The organism is Bradyrhizobium sp. 142 (assembly GCF_023074015.1).
GTDB lineage: Bacteria > Pseudomonadota > Alphaproteobacteria > Rhizobiales > Xanthobacteraceae > Bradyrhizobium.
The window spans coordinates 18,619-37,539 of record NZ_JADPKQ010000509.1; the positions used below are offsets into that span (position 1 = coordinate 18,619).

At 65.4% G+C, this 18,921-nt stretch carries 16 protein-coding genes; 5 read left to right on the top strand and 11 right to left on the bottom strand.

Annotated elements, in window-relative coordinates; genetic code table 11:
• Positions 1–61: 61 nt before the first annotated feature.
• The 6 genes from tsaE to ubiE form a co-directional block, all read right to left on the bottom strand.
• Positions 62–1,594, bottom strand: a complete 1,533-nt coding sequence (gene tsaE, locus IVA82_RS45525) for a tRNA (adenosine(37)-N6)-threonylcarbamoyltransferase complex ATPase subunit type 1 TsaE (RefSeq protein WP_247384096.1) — start codon at positions 1,592–1,594, stop codon at positions 62–64.
• Positions 1,591–4,095, bottom strand: a complete 2,505-nt coding sequence (locus tag IVA82_RS45530; protein ID WP_247384097.1) for a PAS-domain containing protein — start codon at positions 4,093–4,095, stop codon at positions 1,591–1,593. The genes tsaE and IVA82_RS45530 overlap by 4 nt, the downstream gene beginning before the upstream one ends.
• A 357-nt stretch (positions 4,096–4,452) precedes the next feature.
• Positions 4,453–4,911: a dUTP diphosphatase gene (gene dut / locus IVA82_RS45535; protein WP_247384098.1), complete on the bottom strand. Its 459-nt coding sequence runs from the start codon at positions 4,909–4,911 to the stop codon at positions 4,453–4,455.
• The gene (coaBC, locus tag IVA82_RS45540; protein WP_247384099.1) at positions 4,908–6,359 is read right to left on the bottom strand and encodes a bifunctional phosphopantothenoylcysteine decarboxylase/phosphopantothenate--cysteine ligase CoaBC; all 1,452 of its coding nucleotides are present in this window, start codon (positions 6,357–6,359) and stop codon (positions 4,908–4,910) included. Before coaBC ends, dut begins: the two co-directional genes overlap by 4 nt.
• Before the next feature lie 56 nt (positions 6,360–6,415).
• A complete protein-coding gene (gene ubiB, locus IVA82_RS45545) occupies positions 6,416–7,990 on the bottom strand; it encodes a 2-polyprenylphenol 6-hydroxylase (RefSeq protein WP_247384100.1) in 1,575 nt (524 codons plus the stop codon).
• Positions 7,987–8,748 carry a bifunctional demethylmenaquinone methyltransferase/2-methoxy-6-polyprenyl-1,4-benzoquinol methylase UbiE gene (ubiE, locus tag IVA82_RS45550; RefSeq protein WP_247384101.1) on the bottom strand — a complete coding sequence of 254 codons (762 nt, stop codon included), beginning with the start codon at positions 8,746–8,748 and terminating at the stop codon, positions 7,987–7,989. Before ubiE ends, ubiB begins: the two co-directional genes overlap by 4 nt.
• An 81-nt stretch (positions 8,749–8,829) precedes the next feature.
• Here ubiE and mutM point away from each other — a divergent pair, with 81 nt between their 5' ends.
• The gene (mutM, locus tag IVA82_RS45555; protein WP_247384102.1) at positions 8,830–9,711 is read left to right on the top strand and encodes a bifunctional DNA-formamidopyrimidine glycosylase/DNA-(apurinic or apyrimidinic site) lyase; all 882 of its coding nucleotides are present in this window, start codon (positions 8,830–8,832) and stop codon (positions 9,709–9,711) included.
• Positions 9,712–10,052: 341 nt separating this feature from the next.
• Here the strand turns inward: mutM and IVA82_RS45560 are convergent, their stop codons facing one another.
• Together IVA82_RS45560 and IVA82_RS45565 are read right to left on the bottom strand one after the other, a co-directional pair.
• Positions 10,053–10,793 carry a ParA family protein gene (locus tag IVA82_RS45560; protein WP_247384104.1) on the bottom strand — a complete coding sequence of 247 codons (741 nt, stop codon included), beginning with the start codon at positions 10,791–10,793 and terminating at the stop codon, positions 10,053–10,055.
• A 257-nt stretch (positions 10,794–11,050) separates the two neighbouring features.
• The gene (locus IVA82_RS45565; RefSeq protein WP_247384106.1) at positions 11,051–12,412 is read right to left on the bottom strand and encodes a serine protease; all 1,362 of its coding nucleotides are present in this window, start codon (positions 12,410–12,412) and stop codon (positions 11,051–11,053) included.
• 232 nt (positions 12,413–12,644) lie between these two features.
• On the opposite strand from IVA82_RS45565, the gene moeB reads away from it, so the two are divergent.
• Entirely contained in the window at positions 12,645–13,448 is an 804-nt protein-coding gene (gene moeB / locus IVA82_RS45570) for a molybdopterin-synthase adenylyltransferase MoeB (protein ID WP_247384170.1), read from the top strand.
• Positions 13,449–13,457: 9 nt separating this feature from the next.
• Here moeB and IVA82_RS45575 read toward each other — a convergent pair whose 3' ends face one another.
• Positions 13,458–14,465 (bottom strand): aldo/keto reductase, encoded by a 1,008-nt coding sequence (locus IVA82_RS45575; protein WP_247384108.1) that lies wholly within the window; start codon positions 14,463–14,465, stop codon positions 13,458–13,460.
• A 118-nt stretch (positions 14,466–14,583) separates the two neighbouring features.
• Between IVA82_RS45575 and IVA82_RS45580 the strand changes: the two genes are divergently transcribed.
• Complete coding sequence (locus IVA82_RS45580; RefSeq protein WP_247384109.1) at positions 14,584–15,495, top strand: LysR family transcriptional regulator; 912 nt, start codon at positions 14,584–14,586, stop codon at positions 15,493–15,495.
• Between the two features lie 3 nt (positions 15,496–15,498).
• Here IVA82_RS45580 and IVA82_RS45585 read toward each other — a convergent pair whose 3' ends face one another.
• Positions 15,499–16,500, bottom strand: coding sequence for a D-glycerate dehydrogenase (locus tag IVA82_RS45585; protein ID WP_247384110.1), 1,002 nt, complete (start codon positions 16,498–16,500; stop codon positions 15,499–15,501).
• A 320-nt stretch (positions 16,501–16,820) separates the two neighbouring features.
• Here IVA82_RS45585 and IVA82_RS45590 point away from each other — a divergent pair, with 320 nt between their 5' ends.
• Entirely contained in the window at positions 16,821–17,351 is a 531-nt protein-coding gene (locus IVA82_RS45590; protein WP_247384111.1) for an SH3 domain-containing protein, read from the top strand.
• Positions 17,352–17,524: 173 nt separating this feature from the next.
• Here the strand turns inward: IVA82_RS45590 and irrA are convergent, their stop codons facing one another.
• The gene (gene irrA / locus IVA82_RS45595; protein ID WP_247384112.1) at positions 17,525–18,019 is read right to left on the bottom strand and encodes an iron response transcriptional regulator IrrA; all 495 of its coding nucleotides are present in this window, start codon (positions 18,017–18,019) and stop codon (positions 17,525–17,527) included.
• Positions 18,020–18,365: 346 nt separating this feature from the next.
• Between irrA and fabA the strand changes: the two genes are divergently transcribed.
• Complete coding sequence (gene fabA, locus IVA82_RS45600; protein ID WP_247384113.1) at positions 18,366–18,884, top strand: bifunctional 3-hydroxydecanoyl-ACP dehydratase/trans-2-decenoyl-ACP isomerase; 519 nt, start codon at positions 18,366–18,368, stop codon at positions 18,882–18,884.
• Positions 18,885–18,921 lie beyond the last annotated feature (37 nt).

The following is an 18,921-nucleotide window of genomic DNA, read 5'->3' on the forward strand; positions in this document are numbered from 1 at the left end:
CCGGCTGCCTCGCAGCCAGAATACCGGCGCCTTGGCTAACAGCCGGTAAATCGGCCCCGAATCAGGATTGGGGCGGCGGGACGTGGGTGAGGTACCAGTCGTGCAGATAGCTAAGCGCGGGGTGCGCCAGCGAGCGCTGAAGGTAGGTCCAGATCCGCGGCTGGTGGCGGAGGTAATGCGGCTTGCCGTCGCGGCGGTTGAGGCGGGCGAAGGTACCGAGCAGGCGCGTATTCCGCTGCGCCGACATGATGGCGTAGAGCTCGGCGAAGCCGGCCGGATCGAAGCTCGCATCTTGCGCGCGGCGCGCCTTGATGTAGCGCGACAGCAGCGTCAGCTCGAGGCTTTCCGGCACGTCGACGCGGGCGTCCTGGAGCAGCGAGACCACGTCGTAGGATTGTGGTCCGAGCACGGTGTCCTGGAAATCGATCACGCCGACGCGCGCGATGCCGGTACGGTCGGCGAGCCAGATCAGATTGGGCGAGTGATAGTCGCGGATGATCCACGTCCTCGGCGTCGCCAGCGGCTTCTGCAGCAACTCGCGCCACATCGCGAAAAAGTCCGCGCGGGCTGCCTCGCTCAGCGGAGCGTTGCGGTCGGGCAGATACCATTCCGGCATCAATCCGATCTCGATCAGCAGCGCCTCGGCGTCGAACACCGGAATGGCGTAGCTCTGATCCCCTAGCGGCAGCGTATCCGGCAGCGTCTTTCCGTGCAGGACGGCGAGGACGTCGGTTGCAGCCTCGTAGCGCTCGACGATCGGGCGCGGCGGATCGCCTTCGATCACGCCTTCGCTGCCGAAATCTTCGGTGATCAGGAAGCCGTGGTCGAGATCGGAATGGTAGATCGCCGGCGCGGACAGTCCTGCCGCGCGCAGGCCTTGGGCGATGGCGACGAAGGGCTTGACGTTTTCGGCAAGGTGCACCGCGGCGCTGTAGGATTTCCCGTTGTACATCGCAGCGCCGTCGGCGCGCTGCGGGAAGTTCATGAGGATGACGACGTCGTCGTCGCGGATCAGCCGCGCATAGGAACGGCTCGAGGCGTCGCCGTCCATACGTCGGCGCGCCGCGTCGACGTAGCCGGATGCATCGAGGAATTCCCGCAGCGCCTTCAGCCGCGCGACCTGCGCGGCGCTCTTGCCGTAACCGGTGACTTCGGCGGCGCGCGCGGTCGAACCCAGCGCCGGCCGATGCGTCAGAGCGATGTCGATGCGGTCCTCCGGCATTGCCGACGGCGCACGCTCAGGCCATTCGATCAGGATGAGCGTGGCTTCCGGCAGCGGCGACAGCCCGATCTCCTCGAGCTCGCTCTCGTCCTCGACGCGGTAGAGATCGGCATGCTGTACCGGAAAGGGCGGCAGCTCATAGCCCTGCACCAGCGTAAATGTCGGGCTCGGCACCTCCAGCGTCTCGTCGCCGGCGAGATAGCGGATCATGGCGCGCGCGGCCGCGGTCTTGCCGGCGCCGAGATCACCGGTAAGCGTGATGACGTCGCCGGGCCCGACCAGCAGCGCCAGATCGGCCATCAGCTCTGCCGTGGCCGTCTCGTTGACGAGCGCGACGGAGAATGTCGTTGACGTGTTCTTGGGCACGGTCATTCGGCGGCGTCGCGATGCGCCGCCTGGTCGGTCGGGAAGTCGCAGACCACGACGGTGCCCTTGCCCGCGCTCGAATCCACCCGCACCTTGCCGCCATGCAGCTCGACAAAGGAGCGCACCAGCGATAGCCCGAGCCCGGCGCCGCGATGACGCGAGCCCTGCGAGCGGCTTTCGAACCAGTTGAACACCTTGTCCTTCATGTCGGCCGGTATTCCAGGCCCGGAATCTGTCACGGTGAAGACGACATTGCGGTCGGTTCGGCGCGCGCTGATGCCGACGGTGGAATCCTGTGGAGAAAACCCGACGGCGTTGGCGAGGAGGTTATAGAGCACCTGCACCACGCGCTTCTCGTCGCCGATGAAGCTGCCGATGTCCGGCGCGATCTCGACCTTGAGGCGGATGCGGTCGGTCGCGAGCCGGTCCTGGATGCCCTCGGCGGCAAGCTCGATGGCCTTGACGACGTCGACCGGACCGAGCTCCAGCTTCATCGCGCCGGCATCGATGGTGGCGAGATCGAGGATGTTGTTGGTGAGCGCGAGCAGCGCGTTGGTCGATTTGGTGACGTAGTCGAGATATTCGGCCTGCTTCGGCGTCAGCGGCCCGGTGGAGGGATCGCTAAGGAAATGCGCGAAGCCGATGATGGTGGTCAGCGGCGAGCGCAGCTCGTAGGAGACATGGTGGACGAAATCCACCTTCATCTGGTCGGCGGCTTCCAGCGCCTCGTTGCGCTCGCGCAGCGCGCGCTCGACGTTCTCGGTATCGGTGATGTCCTGGAACGTCAGCATGGTGGCGCCGTCGGGCAGCGGCCGGATCATGCCGTCGAGCACGCTGCCGTCCTTGCGCTCCAGCTTCAGCGGCACGTCGGCGCGGTTCTCGATCGAAGTGATGGCCTCGCGGATCTGCCGCCAGACAATCGGATCGTCGAACAGCTGATGGCACCAGCCTTCGACGGTCTGGATGTGCGGCTCATCGCGCATAGCGTCGCTCGACAGCTTCCACATGCGGACGAAGGCCGGATTGAACAACTGCGCCTTGCCGTTGCTGCCGAACACGGCGACGCCCTCGGCGAGGCTGTCCAGCGTCTCGCGCTGGACCCGGATCAGGCCGTCGAAGCGGCGGGCAAGGTCGAGGCTCTCGGTGACGTCGTCGAACAGATAGGTGACGCCGCCTTCCGGGTTCGGCGTGGTGACGACGGAGAGCGCGCGGCCATCGGGCAGGAACCATGTGTCCTTGGCGGTCTCGACCGCGCGATAGGCCTCGTGCAGCTTGGCTTTCCAGGCGCGGAAATCCGGCTGCTCCGGCAGTTTGCGCGCGGCGCGGAGCTGGTCGAGCACGCTGGAATCGTCGGGACTGGCGTCGAGGAAGCTGCGGTCGAGGTCCCACAGCCGGCGATAGGAATCATTGTAGAAGGCGAGCCGGCGCTGGCCGTCGAACAGGGCGACTCCCGAGGAGAGCTGGTCGAGCGTGCGGCGGTGCGCTTCGGCCATTCGCACCAGGGCCGAGCTCAGCGCATCGGCTTCGCTGGCATCGATGGCGACGCCGACGCTGCCGCTGCCGACATTGACGGCGCGCACGTCATAGATGCGCCGCTCGCCGCCGATCACGATCGGCAGCCGCGAGGTGAAGTTGGCGGCGTCCTTCAGACCGCGCTCCATGGCGGTACGGTCGTCGCTGTCGAGCAATTCGAGCTTGCGCTCCTGGGCATCGCTGACGCTGGTTGCCTCGGTCGCACGCACATAGGCCGGATTGGCGTAGGTCAGCGCGCCGTTCTCGCCCTTGGCCCAGATCGGCCATGGCGAAGCGGCGGCAAAGCCGCGCAGCATCTCGGTCTCGTGGGCGAGCGCCTTGTGGCGCAGATTGGTCTCGGCCAGTTCGCGGCGCAGGCCCGAGAGTTCGCGAATCCGGACGATGGCCTGACCGCCGATGGCGCGGCCGAGGGCCTCCAGCGTCCGGCCGTTGGCAGTGCTGAGCGTCAGCTGGAACCCGTCGCCGCGGTCACGCAGCGCTTCGACCGCGTGGTCGATCCGGAGCGCCGGTTCCGGCGGCAGCCAGGTTCCGAACGCCAGCACGCGTTGCGGCGACGAGTCGCGCGGCAGCACCATCGAGAGGTCGCCGGAAATCTGCGCGCGGTTATCGCCAGCCGGCCACGAGATAAGGATCTGCGGCTCGGCGAACAGCAGCGCGCCGAAGCGATCGGTCTGCAATTGCAGCTCCCTGATCCGCGCGCGCAGCCCGGCCTCGTTCTTCGCAGTGCGCACACGCGTGCGCATCAGCAGAATTGCGGCCATGACCGAGAAGCCGAGCAGGGCCAGTGCAGTCGCCAGCACCGCGAGTTCCTGCCGGTTGAAGTCCAGCAATGTGGAGAGGGTGTCGGCGAGGTCGGCGGCCTGCGCCGGGCCAGCCGGCGACAGCGCCGCCAGAGCGCTTCCCACAAGACCGTCGCGCACCAACGATGTGCAAGACAGCAGCGTCCGACGCATCGACACGATCACGCCTGACATAGTTGCCCCAAGATCGCACGGATTTGCGCGCGGCGACCCCCGCCGCGCGCGAATCAAACGACAATATCCTCATCGTGACTCGACCGGTAAGAGTCCAGATCGTGAACGCAAAGCCGGCCCCACAAAAATGCCGGCCGCGTTGTTCCAAGCCCCGTCATTGTTCGGGTGATTCGGTTGGAATTGCCGTGTGTAAGCGGCCCATGCGGATTGTTTGCCATGATGCAGCTGCGCTCCCTCTCCCGCTTGCGGGGGATGGTTGGGGAGGGGGGTCTCGTCGCGGGCGACTCTGCCCGTATGGAGAGAGCCCTCACCCCGCGCTCCGCGCCGACCTCTCCCGCAAGCGGGAGAGGTAAGAAACTAGCGGCCGGTCGAGCCGAAGCCGCCGTCGCCGCGGCCGGTTGCCGACAATTCGGCCACGGGAACCAGCGCGGCCTGCACCACGGGGGCGATCACCATCTGCGCGATGCGCTCGCCGCGCTGGATCACGAAGGGTGCCGCGCCGTGATTGATCAGGATCACCTTGATCTCGCCGCGATAGTCCGCGTCGATCGTGCCCGGCGAGTTCAGCACGGTGACGCCGTGCTTGGCGGCGAGCCCCGAGCGCGGCCGCACCTGCGCCTCGTGCCCGGCCGGCAAGGCAATCGCAAGCCCGGTCGGCACCAGCGCATATTGGCCGGGGGCGAGCGTCACAGGTTCGCCGTCCGGAACTGCGGCCATGAGGTCGAGGCCGGCGGCTTCAGTGGTCTGATAAGCCGGCAGCGGCAGGCCTTGGGCATGAGCCATGCGTTGCAGTTCGACGGTGACTTTCGTGCTCAAGATGCGAGCTCCAGGGATTTGCCGGTCACGCTCTTGACGAGGCGCGCGACCAGTTGGGTGGCGACCTGTTCCTTGGTCATCACCGGCCAGGAATCAACCTCAATCTCGCCGGTGCTCTCGCCATTCTTGCGGCTGATAAGATGAACGGTGTTGCGGTCCCCGCCCATCACGCCGGTTGCGGGTGAAACGTCGTTGGCGACGATCCAGTCGCAGCCCTTGCGCGCCAGCTTGGATTTGGCGTTGTCGATGAGGTGCTCGGTTTCGGCGGCAAAGCCGATCACCAGCGGCGGGCGCTGGTCCGTCAGCTTCGAGATCGTGGCGAGGATGTCGGGGTTCTCGACGAGCTGAAGCGGCGGCATGCCGGCCGAGGTCTTCTTCAGCTTCTGTTCGCCTTCACTGGCGACCCGCCAGTCGGCGACCGCGGCGGCGAAGATGGCGATGTCGACCGGGAGCGAAGCCCGAACCTGCTCCAGCATCTGCCGCGCCGATTCGACATGCTTCACCGTCACGCCTTGGGGATCGCTGAGATCGACCGGGCCGCTCACCAGGATCACCTCGGCGCCCGCGGCTTGCGCAGCCGCGGCAATGGCAAAGCCCTGCTTGCCGGACGAGCGATTGGCGATGTAGCGCACCGGATCGATCGGCTCGTGGGTGGGGCCCGCGGTGATCAGCACGCGTTTGCCGGCGAGCGGGCGCGGCATCGGCGGCCGCAGCAGCCGCTCGGCGGCGGCCGCGATCTCCACCGCTTCGGACATGCGGCCGGTGCCGGCTTCTCCGGCTTCAGCCATCTCGCCGGAATTCGGGCCGATCAGCACCACGCCGTCGCGCTGAAGCTGCGCCACATTGCGGCGCGTCGCGGCGTTATTCCACATCAGCGGATTCATCGCCGGCGCCAGCAGGATTTTTCGGTTGGTGGCGAGCAGGATCGCGCTGGCGAGATCGTCGGCATGGCCGCCTGCCATCTTCGCCATCAGGTCGGCGGTCGCAGGCGCCACCACGATCAGGTCGCAGTCGCGCGCCAGCCGGATGTGGCCGGCGTCGAACTCGCTCTGGGGATCGAACAGGTCAGTATAGACGCGCTCATGGGAGAGTGCGCTCGCCGCCAAAGGCGTGACGAACTCTTGCGCCGCCTTGGTCAGCACGCAGCGGACCTCGATGCGACGCTCCTTGAGCCGGCGGATCAGGTCGAGCGACTTATAGGCCGCAATCCCGCCGCCGATGATCAGGGTGACGCTGGCCTCAGGGAGGGCGCCGGTGCGCTGGGATGTGGAGGCGGTAGATGCCGCGGGTGGGACCGCAAACGGCGTCAGCGGCTCCTCACGGCCCTCGATCAGCTCCCGCAGGATGACCCGGACCTCTTCCTCGACCGACCTGCGGTTCTTGGCCGAGCGCAGGCGTAGATAGGTTTTGACGGTCTCGTCGAGCTTGCGGATGGTCAGGCTCGCCATGACGCCCTCCAGGACAGAATGATGGCGATGCTATCAGCGCTATGATTGCAGTGCAATCATAGATTCCGGACGGCGATCAGGATGCCGATAAAGGTCGCGGCGATGATCCAGAGCGCCACGGTGCGCCAGCGGTTCTTGCGGCCCTCGCTGCGCCCCATCGCCGCGATGCTCTCCGGTGACAGCCGCAGGCCCTCGCGCGTCATGGTCTCCAATTGCTCGAGCACCACGACCGAGCGCTGCGCGATATCGGGAAGCCGCATCAGCACGCGCGCGAGGTCGCCGGTGCCGGAAATCGCACCCTGGACCCGGCCGAGCGGTCCGAGATTGCGCTCGATCCATTCGCGCACCACCGGGTCGGCGATCTTCCAGATATCGAGCTTGGGATCGAAGCCGCGCGCCACGCCCTCGACCACCACCATGGTCTTCTGCAGCAGGATCAGTTCCGGCCTTGTGGTCATGTCGAACAGGCCGGTGACCTCGAGCAGCAGCGTCAGCAGCCGCGCCATCGAGATCTCTTCGGCGGTGCGGTTGTGGATCGGCTCGCCGATGGCGCGGATGGCTTGTGCGAAATTCTCGACCGAATGATGCGCGGGCACGTAGCCCGCCTCGAAATGCACTTCAGCGACGCGGCGGTAGTCGCGGGTGATGAAGCCGAGCAGGATTTCCGCGAGGAAGCGCCGCTCCTTCATGCCGAGCCGGCCCATGATGCCGAAATCGACCGCGACCAGCCGGCCCGTATCATCCAGGAACAGATTGCCCGGATGCATGTCGGCATGGAAGAAGCCGTCGCGCAACGCGTGCCGCAGAAAGCTCTGGATGATCTTGCGGCCGAGATCGGGCAGATCGACCTGCGCCTCTGCCAGACGCTTGTGATCGTTCAGCGCGATGCCGTCGATCCACTCCATCGTCAGCACGTTGTGCGTGGTGCGGTCCCAGTCGACGGTCGGTATGCGGAAGTCGGGATCGTCGCGCGTGTTCTCCGCCATCTCCGACAGCGCCGCAGCCTCGAGCCGCAGGTCCATCTCCATCGCGACCGAGCGCGACATGGTGTTGATGACCTCGATGAGGCGCAGGCGCCGCGCTTCGGCCGAGTAGGATTCGGCCTTGTGCGCGACGAAAAAGAAATCGGAGAGGTCGCGCCGGAAGCGCGAGGCCACGTTGGGTCGCAGCACTTTCACGGCGACCGCCTTGCGGACGCCGTCGTGCCAGACTTCGGCGCGATGCACCTGCGCGATCGAGGCGGCCGCGACCGCCGGGCCGAAGCTTGTGAACGCGTCTTTCAGCGGGCGCTCCAGCGAGGTCGCGATCGCAGCTTCCGCCTCGTCCTGCGGGAATGGCGGCAGGCGATCCTGGAGGCTCTCGAGATCGCGCGCCATGCTGACGCCGACGACATCGGGGCGCGTCGCGAGGAATTGCCCGAGCTTGAGATAGGCCGGACCCATCCGGGTCAGCGCGCGCGATATCCGTGGTCCATGCTTGATGCCGCGCCGCTCGATGAGACGGGCAAGCTTCAGCGCAAGCTGTCCGGGCGGCGGCACGAGGCTCGGATCGACGGAGCCGAACACGCCTTCGCGCGCAAACACGAACGCAGCGCGCATCAGGCGCGCAGTGTGGGTAATTGCAGAGATCACAAACGCCAGCCCGAATGCAGTGCAACAATGCCGCCGGTCAATGTCTGCCAGCTCACGCGGGCGAAACCGGCATTGCGGATCATGTCGGCGAAGGCGTTGGGCTTTGGAAACTTGCGGATCGATTCGACGAGATACTGATAGGACTCGGCGTCGCCGGTCACCATGCGGCCGAGCGGCGGAATCACCTTGAACGAGAACAGATCGTAAAGCTTGTCGAGGCCGGGCATCTCGACGGTGGAGAACTCCAGGCACAGGAAGCGACTGCCAGGCTTCAGCACGCGATAGGCCTCGCGCAGCGCAAGGCCGATCTGCGGCACGTTGCGGATGCCGAAAGCGATCGTATATGCGTCGAAGCTGCGATCGGCGAAGGCGAGCGCTTCGGCATTGCCCTCGACGAAATCGACCTGGGTCTCGAGATGCCGCTTGGCGGCGCGCTCGCGGCCTACCGCCAGCATCCCGGAATTGATGTCGCAAACGGTGGCATGGAAGCCGGACCCGGCCGCCTTGGCGGCCCGGAACGAAATGTCGCCGGTGCCGCCGGCCACATCGAGCAACGCGAACGGCCGCTCGCTTCTGGGCGGATCTAGCGCGTTGATCATGATGTCCTTCCAGACCCGGTGCAGGCCACCGGACATCAAGTCGTTCATCAAATCATAGCGCGAAGCCACGCTGTGAAACACATCGTTCACCAGTGTCTGCTTGTCGCCCAAGGGAACGTCCCTGAAGCCAAAATGCGTGGTTTCGCCCGGCCGATCCATTACTCTACTCCACGAGGCGGACCATAGCGCGCCCGCCGCAATGGCGCTATCACACCGCCCTCATAAGGTGAATGCCTGACCATGCCTGAATTGCCCGAAGTCGAGACCGTCCGCCGCGGCCTTCAGCCAGTCATGGAAGGTGCAAAGATCCTCGTCGCGGAGGCCCGGCGCCCAGATCTGCGCTTTCCCTTTCAGCCGGATTTCGTGGCCCGGCTCCAGGGGCAGCTCGTCACCGGGCTCGGCCGCCGTGCAAAATATCTCATGGCCGATCTCGCTTCAGGCGACGTGCTGCTTATGCATCTGGGCATGTCAGGCTCGTTCCGCGTCATCAAGCCGGACAACGATGCGGCGCCTGGCGAGTTTCACTATCCGCGGGCCAAGGACTCCACGCATGACCACGTGTTGTTTCGCATGTCCTCGGGTGCCGACATCGTCTTCAACGATCCGCGCCGCTTCGGTTACATGAAAGTGATCGCGCGCAACGCGCTGGACGAGGAGCCGCTGCTGCGCGACCTCGGTCCCGAGCCGCTCGGCAACGCGTTCGACGCGGCAATGCTGGCGGGGTCGTGCGCCGGCAAGACCACGAACCTGAAGGCCGCGCTGCTCGATCAGCGCGTGGTGGCGGGGCTCGGCAACATCTATGTCTGCGAAGTCCTGCACCGCTCGCATCTGTCGCCGCGCCGGATTGCCGCGACGCTGTCGACCAAGAAGGGCGAACCGACCGACCATGCGAAGAGATTGGTTGGCGCGATCCACACCGTGCTGAACGACGCCATCAAGGCCGGCGGCTCCTCACTTCGCGACCATCGCCAGACCTCAGGCGAGCTCGGCTATTTCCAGCACGCGTTCAAGGTCTACGACCGCGAAGGCGAGTCCTGCAAGACGCCGCGCTGTGGCGGCACGATCAAGCGTTTCACCCAGAATGGGCGATCGACCTTCTGGTGTGCGAAATGTCAGAAGTAGCCGGCCATGCAGACATCGCAGCTTGACCACTGCGCGGAAGCCTTGAGCTAATCAGGCGCTAGTTGCGCTCCCTCTCCCGCTTGCGGGAGAGGGTTGGGGAGAGGGGGCTTCCGCAGAGAGATTCCCTGTGAGGAGAAAACCCTCACCCGGCGCGCAAAGAGCGCGCCGACCTCTCCCGCAGGCGGGAGAGGTAAGGGAGCCCGCGGCTACATTAGTTCGATCAATTGCCGCCAGTGCGAAGCGAAGCAATCCGGCCGGGCTGGTGGCCGGATTGCTTCGTCGCTTGGACTCTTTTTACCGGATGGCGAAGAGCCCGGCGGCCGTCTGAGCGATCGCTTCGCTCAGGACGCCAGTGTCGTGGTCTCGTCCGACGCAAGCTCGGCAGCGTGCAGCATGCCGTCCGCCGTCGTAATCACCTGGTCGCTCCGGACATTGGTCGTGGCGACGAGCTCGAGACGGGTATCGATCCACTGCCAGAGGCCGCGGACCTCGTCCGCCGACTTGCCGTTCGGTGCGAATTCGCTGACGGCGAGGCCGGCTGCCAGCGAGTCCTGGTGATCATTGCGCATCACGATCAGCGGGCGCGCGAGCACCTCAGCGAGATCGAGCGCCGCATCCTCGGCGAGCGTGGTGGCCGCGTTGTCGATGCGCTGGCCGCGGATAGGCGTCTGGTTCAGCACGAAGCTATAGGGCCGCTTCCAGGCGCGCGCGACGCTGAGCGTCGAAGCGGTCGCCTCGATGTCGGCGACGCTCGGCCGGGCCGGGATCAGGCAGAGGTCGCAATGGCGGATCGCGGCGGTAGTGGCGGCGCTAAGGCCGGCCGCGGTGTCAACGATCGCGAGCTGCAGGCCGCTTTTGGCCAGCATCTTCAGACGCGGTTCGATGTCGGCGGCATGATAGATCGGCTCGACGACGAGATCATCCGCGGTACGGCGGCGCCGCCAGTTGGACAGGGTACCCTGCAGGTCGGTCTCGATCAGGCGAACGGTGAAGCCGACCTGCTTGGCTGCCAGCGCGAGGCCGATGGCGAGCGTGCTCTTGCCACTGCCGCCCTTTTGGGTGGCCAGTACGATCGTGTGCATGGAAGATGAATCCTTTGGAGTGCTTGGGTCTCTGGGTAACGCCACGCGAACGTGCATCGCTTCTCGATGCTGAGCTCTTCTCGCTCAGGACGTGCCCTGCCCAGTCCAAGGGGGACCGCGGATGTCCGAATCAACGCTAACGATGATGGCGGAATAGGGAATGACGGCGAATCCGTACCACTACTGGACCCGTAGTCGTACGTGGGCGTGCTCGTTACCACCCAAGGGCGCGGGGAATCAGGGATGCTGCCCTTGGCCTACTTGCGCACGCAGATCACGCGCACCACGGCGGCCTTTGCATCGGTCGACGTGCCGTTCGCCATGACATCGTTCGCTTTCAGGAAGTCGCGCACCGTTTCCGCAGACACCATCACCGCTTGTGACGCAGGGACCGATGTCGCGGGACCCGCGACTATCGCCGGCTTCAGCAGCGCGATGCCGGCAAACTTGCCGTCGCCGTCGATCGCCGGGCTGCCGGAGAACCCCACGGCCGGTGGCGGAGACAGTGCGGAATCGTTGCTCGTCACCGGCGCCAGCGCCGCCTTGACACTTGAGACGCTGGCCGCGCCGCCCTGGCTTTGCGGATCCGCGATGCCGATGACATCGACGTTCGTCTTGGCCGCGCCGCCGGTGAGGCCGAGCGGTTTCAGGCCGCGCGCGCCGTAGATGTGCAGCAGTGCGAGATCGTGCTCCTTGTCTTCGGCGAGCCGGTCGGCATTGCCATAGCCGGCGACCGTGATCGCGAGGCAGCTGTCGGTGATGAGGCGATCGGTGACGATCGCGCCGTCGTCGCTGACGACGATGCCGGTGCCGTATTCGACGCTCTTGCGCGGTGTCGGTCCGGCCTGCGGCCCCGCCGGGAATGCGTTGAACGCGCTCGACATCGCGATCACGACCGGCTCGACCGTGTTCTCGGTCGCCTGGTCGTAGAGGATGGTCATGATGCGGACCTCGTCGCCTTTGAAGGTGCCGCGGACGTAAAATTTCTTCAGGCCCTGGAGGCCCGAAAGCACGAAAAAGTCCGGCTTCACCACGGTGTAGTCGACCTTGCGTCCGGGGGGCTCCTTCTTCTCCGCTGCCGCGAGCTTGGCTGTGGTCGGGTTCGCCTCCTTGCGGCGGCCGAGCAGCACTTGCACCGTTCCAGTCGGTGAGGTCCATTTCGAGCCGTTGGCATCGGTCGCCTGCTGCGTCACCAACTTGCCGGGGATGCCGAGCCGGGCGCCGCTGGTCGGCTCCATCACGATCTTCCAGCCGACGCTGTCCTGCTTTCGGCGCGCCGTCTCGGCGAGTGCGGCGCGCTCCTGCGGATTGAGCGCGCCGGTTGGCCTGCCGCCCTTGGCCTTCTGGTATTCCTTGATTGCGTCGACCATGCGCGCGCTGACGTCGCCGCTGATGGCGCCGTTATATTGGCCGACCCAGGCGAGGTCGGATTGCAGCGACAGGCGTTCCGCCTGCGCCATGGCGTCGGCGGTCTCCGACGGCGTCTGCAAGGCGGGCGGGCGGATCGGAACGGTCTGGATCGTCTTCGGCCTGGTGCCGGAGACCTGCGGCGTCGTCATCTGGGCGTTCGCGCCTGCGGCGGTCGCGACCAACAGTGTTGCCGCAAGCATCGATCTCATGACAAATCAGCCAGCCCATTGAACGTGCTGCCATTGAAGCACATCTCATCGGTCGCGAACAATGTTGAGGTGGTTCAGGCCAGGGAAAGGTAGCTGACTCCTCATCCTGAGGAGCGCGCTCTTCCCGCGCGTCTCGAAGGATGAAGGCCAAGCTGTTGCAACGGGGCCTTCATGGTTCGAGATGGCGCTTCGCGCCTCCTCACCATGAGGGTAGGCACCTGAAAGGATGACGATGCTGAGCGCGGACGAACTCGAACGCTATGCCCGCCATATCGTGCTGCGCGATGTCGGTGGCCCCGGCCAGGCCGCGCTGAAACGGGCATCCGTGCTGGTGATCGGCGCCGGCGGGCTCGGCGCGCCGGCCCTGATGTATCTGGCCGCTGCCGGCGTCGGCACTCTCGGCGTGGTCGATGACGACGTGGTGTCGCTGTCCAACCTTCAGCGCCAGGTCATCCATACGACACCTGACATCGGCCGGCACAAAGTCGAGAGCGCCGCCGAGCGGATCACCGCGCTCAATCCGCATGTGCGCTTTGTCGGCCACGCCACCTGGCTCAACGCCGACAACGCGCTCTCGCTGATCGGCGACTACGATCTTGTGCTCGACGGCTCCGACAATTTCTCGACGCGCTATCTGGCCTCCGACGCCTGCTTCTTCGCCAAGCGGCCCCTCATCACCGCCGCGCTCGGCACCTTCGATGGATCGCTGACGACGATCCGCGCGCATGAAAAGAACGACGAGGGTGTGTTCAACCCGACCTACCGCTGCCTGTTTCCGGAGGCGCCGCCGCCGGGCACGGTGCCGGCCTGCGCGGAGGCCGGCGTCATGGGCGCGCTTGCGGGCGTGATGGGTTCGATGATGGCGCTGGAGGCGATCCGCGAGATCGTCGGCTTTGGCGACGGTCTCGTCGGCCGCCTCCTGATGATCGATGCACGCGCGATGCGCTTCGAGACCTTGCGCTACGCGCGCGATCCGGCCAATCCGCTCAACGGCGATGGGCCGGTCATGACCGACCTCAGCGCCCATCGCACTTGAGTGCAGATGTTACGCGGCGGCCGGCTTCTCGCTGTCCAGATGCGCCATCTGCTCGGCCGCATAGCGCGTGCCTGAGGCGACACTGGGCGGAAAGGCCTTCGCCAGTGTCGCAAGCTGAACCGGCGTCAGATTGACCTTGGTTGCACCGAGCGCCTCGGTGAGGCGGTTGCGGGTCCGGGCGCCGACCAGCGGAACGATCTCCTCACCCTGCGCCGCCACCCAGGCGATCGCGACCTGCGCAGGCGTTGCACCGATCCCGGCGGCGATCGCGCGCAACTGCTCCGCCAGCGCGAGATTGGCATCGAGATTCGTGCCCTGGAAGCGCGGGCTCATCAGGCGGTAGTCCTTGCCGACCTTGCCGCTGCCCTTCGACCAGTGACCGCTGATCAGGCCGCGCGCCAGCACGCCATAGGCGGTGATGCCGATGCCGAGTTCGCGGCAGGTCTTGAGGATGTCGCGCTCGATGCCGCGCTCGATCAGCGAATATTCGATCTGGAGATCGACGATCGGATGCACCGCATGCGCGCGGCGGATGGTGTCGGAGCCGACCTCGGACAGCCCGATATGCCTGATGTAACCGGCCTTTACCATCTCGGCGAGGCCGCCAATGGTCTCCTCGATGGGAAAGTTGGGATCAAGACGCGCCGGGCGGTAGATGTCGATGTACTCGGTGCCCAAGCGCTGCAGCGAATAGGCGAGAAAATTCTTCGTTGCGGCCGGCCGGCAATCTATCCCGGCGAATTCCCCGGCGGGGCCGCGCAGCGCGCCGAATTTGACGCTGATCTGCACCTTGTCGCGTGGGACCTCCTTCAGCGCCTCGCGGACCAGCATTTCATTGTGGCCCATGGCGTAGAAGTCGCCGGTGTCGAGCAGCGTGATGCCGGCATCGAGTGCCGCGCGGATCGTGGCGATGCTCTCGCCGCGATCGGCGGGACCGTAGGCGTCCGACATGGCCATGCAGCCGAGACCGAGGCTCGAGACGGTGGGGCCGGTTGAACCGAGTTTGCGCTGTTCCATGATGGCTCTCCTAGAAAGGCGGCAAGCTGTTTGCGCCGCGTGACGGGGCACATATGCCTCCGCTCCATTGCGCCGATAAGCTGGACAATCAAGAATAGCTTGTTCACATTATCGAACAATGGCCGATCCAGACTTGCGCGATCTCGATGTCTTCGTGGCGGTGGCCCGCACCCGTAATTTTCGGCGCGCGGCGGTAGAAATTCGCGTGTCGGTGTCGAGCCTTAGTCAGCGGCTACGGGACCTGGAGGAACGCCTCGGCGTTCGCCTGATGAACCGTACCACCCGCAGCGTTGCGCTGACCGAGGCGGGTGAGCTGCTGCTGTCGCGCGTCGCGCCGGCCCTGCGTGACGTCGGCGATGCCCTCGATCAGGTCCGCGGTTTGCGTGAGGTGGCATCTGGCCGCCTGCGCATCAACGCGCCGCCGCCGGCGGTCGACCTCGTGCTGGCGCCGATGGTCGGGCCGTTCCTGCAGGCGCATCCGCAGGTCGATCTCGACATCGTCTCCGAAAGCGGGTTTGTCGATATCGTCAGCGCAGGCTTCGACGCCGGCGTGCGCTACGGCGAGCATCTCGCGCAGGACATGGTGGCGATCTCGCTGAGCGGCCCGCAGAGTTACGTCGTGGTCGCATCGCCTGATTACGTCGCGCGCCGCGGCAGGCCGAGGCATCCGAAGGATCTCCTCGACCATGATTGCATCCGCGCCCGCTACTCGAGTGGCGTCATGCATGATTGGGAGTTCGAGAAGGCTGGCCAGCTCGTGAAGGTCGATCCGCCGGCAAAGCTGATCTCGACCAATATTGGCCTTGCGATGCGCGCTGCGCTCGACGGCGCCGGCATCTGGGCAACGCTCGATGGCTACGTACACGAAGCGCTGAGGTCGGGCGCGCTGGTCAGCTTGCTTCAGGATTGGTGCGAGCCGTTTCCGGGCCCGTTCCTGTACTATCCGAGCCGGCGCCAGGTGCCGCCGGCGCTGCGCGCCTTCATCGATTTCGTCGCAGGCTGGCGCAAGCGCGAGAACCCAAGGAAATAAACCTCAGAGCATGCTCGGCAGCACGCGATCCGGCGGCTTGTGCGCGTCGAGGAAGGTGCGGATGTTGATGATCACCTTCTCGCCCATCTCGACGCGGCCCTCGATGGTGGCCGAGCCCATATGCGGCAGCAGCGCCACCTTGCCGGCCCTGGCGAGCCGTACCAGCTTCGGGTTGACCGCGGGCTCGTGCTCGTAGACGTCGAGGCCGGCGCCGCCGATGTCACCGGCTTCGATCAGCTTGATCAGCGTGTCCTCGTCGGTGACCTCGCCGCGCGCTGTGTTGACGATGTAGGCGTCTTTCCGGATCAGCTTCAGCCGTCGCGCCGAGAGCAGATGATAGGTCGCCGGCGTGTGCGGACAGTTCACGGAGATGATGTCCATCCGCGCCAGCATCTGGTCGAGGCTTTCCCAATAGGTCGCGCCAAGCTCTTCGGCGATCTTCGGCGCCACGGGCCGGCGGTTGTGATAGTGGATCTGCAAGCCGAAGGCGCGGGCGCGGCGCGCCACCGCCTGGCCGATGCGGCCCATGCCAATGATGCCGAGGCGCTTGCCGCCGATGCGATGGCCGAGCATCCAGGTCGGCGACCAGCCGGCCCAGGGCTTGCCCTCCGTGAGGACGGAAGCGCCCTCGATCAGCCGGCGCGGCACGGCCAGGATCAGCGCCATGGTCATGTCGGCGGTGTCTTCGGTCAAAACCTTCGGCGTATTGGTGACGGTAATACCGCGGGCGTGCGCGGCCTCGACATCGATGTTGTCGACGCCGTTGCCGAAATTCGCGATCAGCCGCAGCTTGCAGTCGGGCTGATTGACGATGTCGGCCGTGATGTGGTCGGTGACCGTCGGAACAAGCACGTCGGCGCCGCGCGCGGCTTCGGCGATCTGCTCGGCCGACATCGGCGTGTCGTCGAGATTGATCCGCGCGTCGAACAGCTCGCGCATCCGGGTCTCGATCGAATCCGGCAACTTGCGCGTCACGACGACGAGGGGCTTTTTCTTCACCGACATGTCCTGCTCTCATCAGGCGTCGCAAGCCGCCTCTGTCGCCAAAGGCCGGCCGTTCAGGCCTCATTAACCCGGTTGTTCGACACTGCCCTTGCCGCGTCGTCCCCGGCGTTTCCTTCAAGCTCCCCCGACATTTCCGGCCGGAAAATCGGGCAAACTGGTTGTTCAAGCGTCCGTCCTCTCTAGCAGAAGGCCGGGCCAAGACAAGAACCACGGGCCGGGCTTCGGGAACACCCGCGTGGGGCAAGACGAAGGGGTGCGCGGCAGGGTTTGGACTTGGGGTGAGGATCCGGCTTGGCCGGTCCTCGACAGGAGACGGGTTGATGGCGTTGGGGCGTTTTTGCGCGGTGATGGCGCTCGTTTGCGGCTGGTTGAGCGCCTCGGTCAGCCCCGGGCATTCGGCCAAGGACAACACGCCGCAGACCGCCAGCGGCCTGCCGGTGCCGCGTTATGTCAGCCTCAAGTCGGACCACGTCAACGTCCGTGCCGGCCCGACCAAGGACAATGACGTGGCCTGGGTCTATACCCGCGCCGGCCTGCCGGTCGAAATCACCGCCGAGTTCGAGAACTGGCGCCGGGTGCGCGATTCCGAAGGCGCCGAAGGTTGGGTCTATCACTCGCTGCTGTCGGGCCGCCGCACCGCGGTCGTGACCATGAAGCAGAAGGACGAGCTCGCTCCGATCTACGACCGGGCCGATGTCGATAGTGCGATTGCAGCAAAGCTCCAGGCCGGAGTCGTCACGCAGGTGAAAAGGTGCAGCGCAAACTGGTGCCGTGTCACCGGCAACGGCTTCGACGGCTGGATCCAGCAGGAACGCCTCTGGGGCGTGTACTCGGACGAGCAGGTGAACTGAGTTTAGGGGCAATCTGGCGCCCCGTCGTCGTGCCCGGGCTTGTCCCGGGCATCCACGGACTTCGCACCTAGCCCAAAAACGTGGATGGCCGGGACATAGGCAAGCGAAGCGACGCCGTCCTTCAGACGGCTACGCCCGGCCATGACGACGAAATCGACAGTTTAGGATTGACCTCAGCGCTTCTTGCGCAGGCGCACGACCATGTCGATGCGCGCGATCTCGTAGCCCGCGGGCACCTCCGGCATCTTGGACAGCTCAAGATGCGGGTCCTCGATGTCGACCAGTTCGTGGCTGTTCTCAAGGTAATAGTGGTGGTGCGTGGTGACGTTGGTGTCGAAATAGGTCTTGGTGCCGTCGACGCTGACCTGACGCAGCAGGCCTGCATCTGTGAGCTGGTTCAGCGTGTTGTAGACCGTCGCAAGCGAGACCGGGACCTTGGCCAGCGTCGCTTCCTCGTAGAGCATTTCAGCCGTGAGGTGGCGGGCACCCTTGCCGAACAGCAGCCAGCCAAGCGCCATCCTTTGCCGCGTCGGGCGAAGGCCGGCGGACTGGAGCATTTCGTTGACGTCATGCCAGGGGCAGCCGGTCAGTGCCGGCTGGCGGCCGGACAGAAGGGCCGCCGCATGGGCGTCGTCGTCGTCGCGATGGGGCGCGTTGTTTTCGTTCATTTCCAAATTCGGGCACGCGTGAACACTATCTATCTCGCAATATATGGAGAGATAGATGCAGATGCAAGTTTCTCGCAACTAGAGCGGTTCTAATGAGCAGGAACCGGGCGCGGCCCTCGTTATTTTACCTTCATGAGACCGCTTTGCCACTCGAAAAGGCCTGTGTTAGAGAGCGCGCGGTTCCGCTTAGCCGATTTTGGCGCAGCCAGGCATTGAGGCCCGCAGGTCCATCCGGGCCCTCGGTATTCGCGCCTGACGACGGCAATCGGCGTTGCTTTCCGAACAAGACGGAGCCCATTTTCGCCAGAAACGCCGCTCAATCGGGTTAGAACACAGAGGCTTCCGCATGTTGAACAGGCGCAATTACGAATATGAAGACTTGCTGGCATGCGGTCGCGGCGAGATGTTCGGCCCCGGCAATGCACAATTGCCGCTGCCGCCGATGCTCATGTTCGACCGCATCACGGACATTAACGAGACCGGCGGCGAATTCGGCAAGGGGCTGGTGCGCGCTGAGCTCGACGTGAAGCCCGATCTCTGGTTCTTCGGCTGCCACTTCAAGAACGATCCGGTGATGCCCGGCTGCCTTGGCCTCGACGCGCTGTGGCAAATGGTCGGCTTTTATCTGGGCTGGGTTGGCGGCGAAGGTCGCGGGCGCGCGCTTGGCCTGAACGAGCTGAAGTTCGGCGGCCAGGTGCTGCCCGAGGCCCGCAAGGTTGTGTACAATGTCGATATGAAGCGGGTGATGCGTTCAAAGCTGGTGCTCGGGATCGCCGACGGATGGCTTTCGGTCGACGACCAGATTATCTATCGCGCGAAGGATCTGAAAGTCGGCTTGTTCAAGCAGGGCACGAGCCTGGGCTGAGCGCATCACCAAGAAGACAACGATTAGGGCGAGGCTG

What these genes read in the sequence shown, in the direction of transcription:
- IVA82_RS45580 (WP_247384109.1), top strand. Translation starts at nt 14,584, where the DNA reads ATGGCCGATCCAGACTTGCGCGATCTCGATGTCTTCGTGGCGGTGGCC.
- coaBC (WP_247384099.1), bottom strand. Translation starts at nt 6,359, where the DNA reads ATGGCGAGCCTGACCATCCGCAAGCTCGACGAGACCGTCAAAACCTAT.
- moeB (WP_247384170.1), top strand. Translation starts at nt 12,645, where the DNA reads ATGCTGAGCGCGGACGAACTCGAACGCTATGCCCGCCATATCGTGCTG.
- IVA82_RS45585 (WP_247384110.1), bottom strand. Translation starts at nt 16,500, where the DNA reads ATGTCGGTGAAGAAAAAGCCCCTCGTCGTCGTGACGCGCAAGTTGCCG.
- fabA (WP_247384113.1), top strand. Translation starts at nt 18,366, where the DNA reads ATGTTGAACAGGCGCAATTACGAATATGAAGACTTGCTGGCATGCGGT.
- IVA82_RS45530 (WP_247384097.1), bottom strand. Translation starts at nt 4,095, where the DNA reads ATGTCAGGCGTGATCGTGTCGATGCGTCGGACGCTGCTGTCTTGCACA.
- IVA82_RS45560 (WP_247384104.1), bottom strand. Translation starts at nt 10,793, where the DNA reads ATGCACACGATCGTACTGGCCACCCAAAAGGGCGGCAGTGGCAAGAGC.
- IVA82_RS45565 (WP_247384106.1), bottom strand. Translation starts at nt 12,412, where the DNA reads ATGAGATCGATGCTTGCGGCAACACTGTTGGTCGCGACCGCCGCAGGC.
- tsaE (WP_247384096.1), bottom strand. Translation starts at nt 1,594, where the DNA reads ATGACCGTGCCCAAGAACACGTCAACGACATTCTCCGTCGCGCTCGTC.
- irrA (WP_247384112.1), bottom strand. Translation starts at nt 18,019, where the DNA reads ATGAACGAAAACAACGCGCCCCATCGCGACGACGACGACGCCCATGCG.
- IVA82_RS45575 (WP_247384108.1), bottom strand. Translation starts at nt 14,465, where the DNA reads ATGGAACAGCGCAAACTCGGTTCAACCGGCCCCACCGTCTCGAGCCTC.
- mutM (WP_247384102.1), top strand. Translation starts at nt 8,830, where the DNA reads ATGCCTGAATTGCCCGAAGTCGAGACCGTCCGCCGCGGCCTTCAGCCA.
- IVA82_RS45590 (WP_247384111.1), top strand. Translation starts at nt 16,821, where the DNA reads ATGGCGTTGGGGCGTTTTTGCGCGGTGATGGCGCTCGTTTGCGGCTGG.
- ubiE (WP_247384101.1), bottom strand. Translation starts at nt 8,748, where the DNA reads ATGGATCGGCCGGGCGAAACCACGCATTTTGGCTTCAGGGACGTTCCC.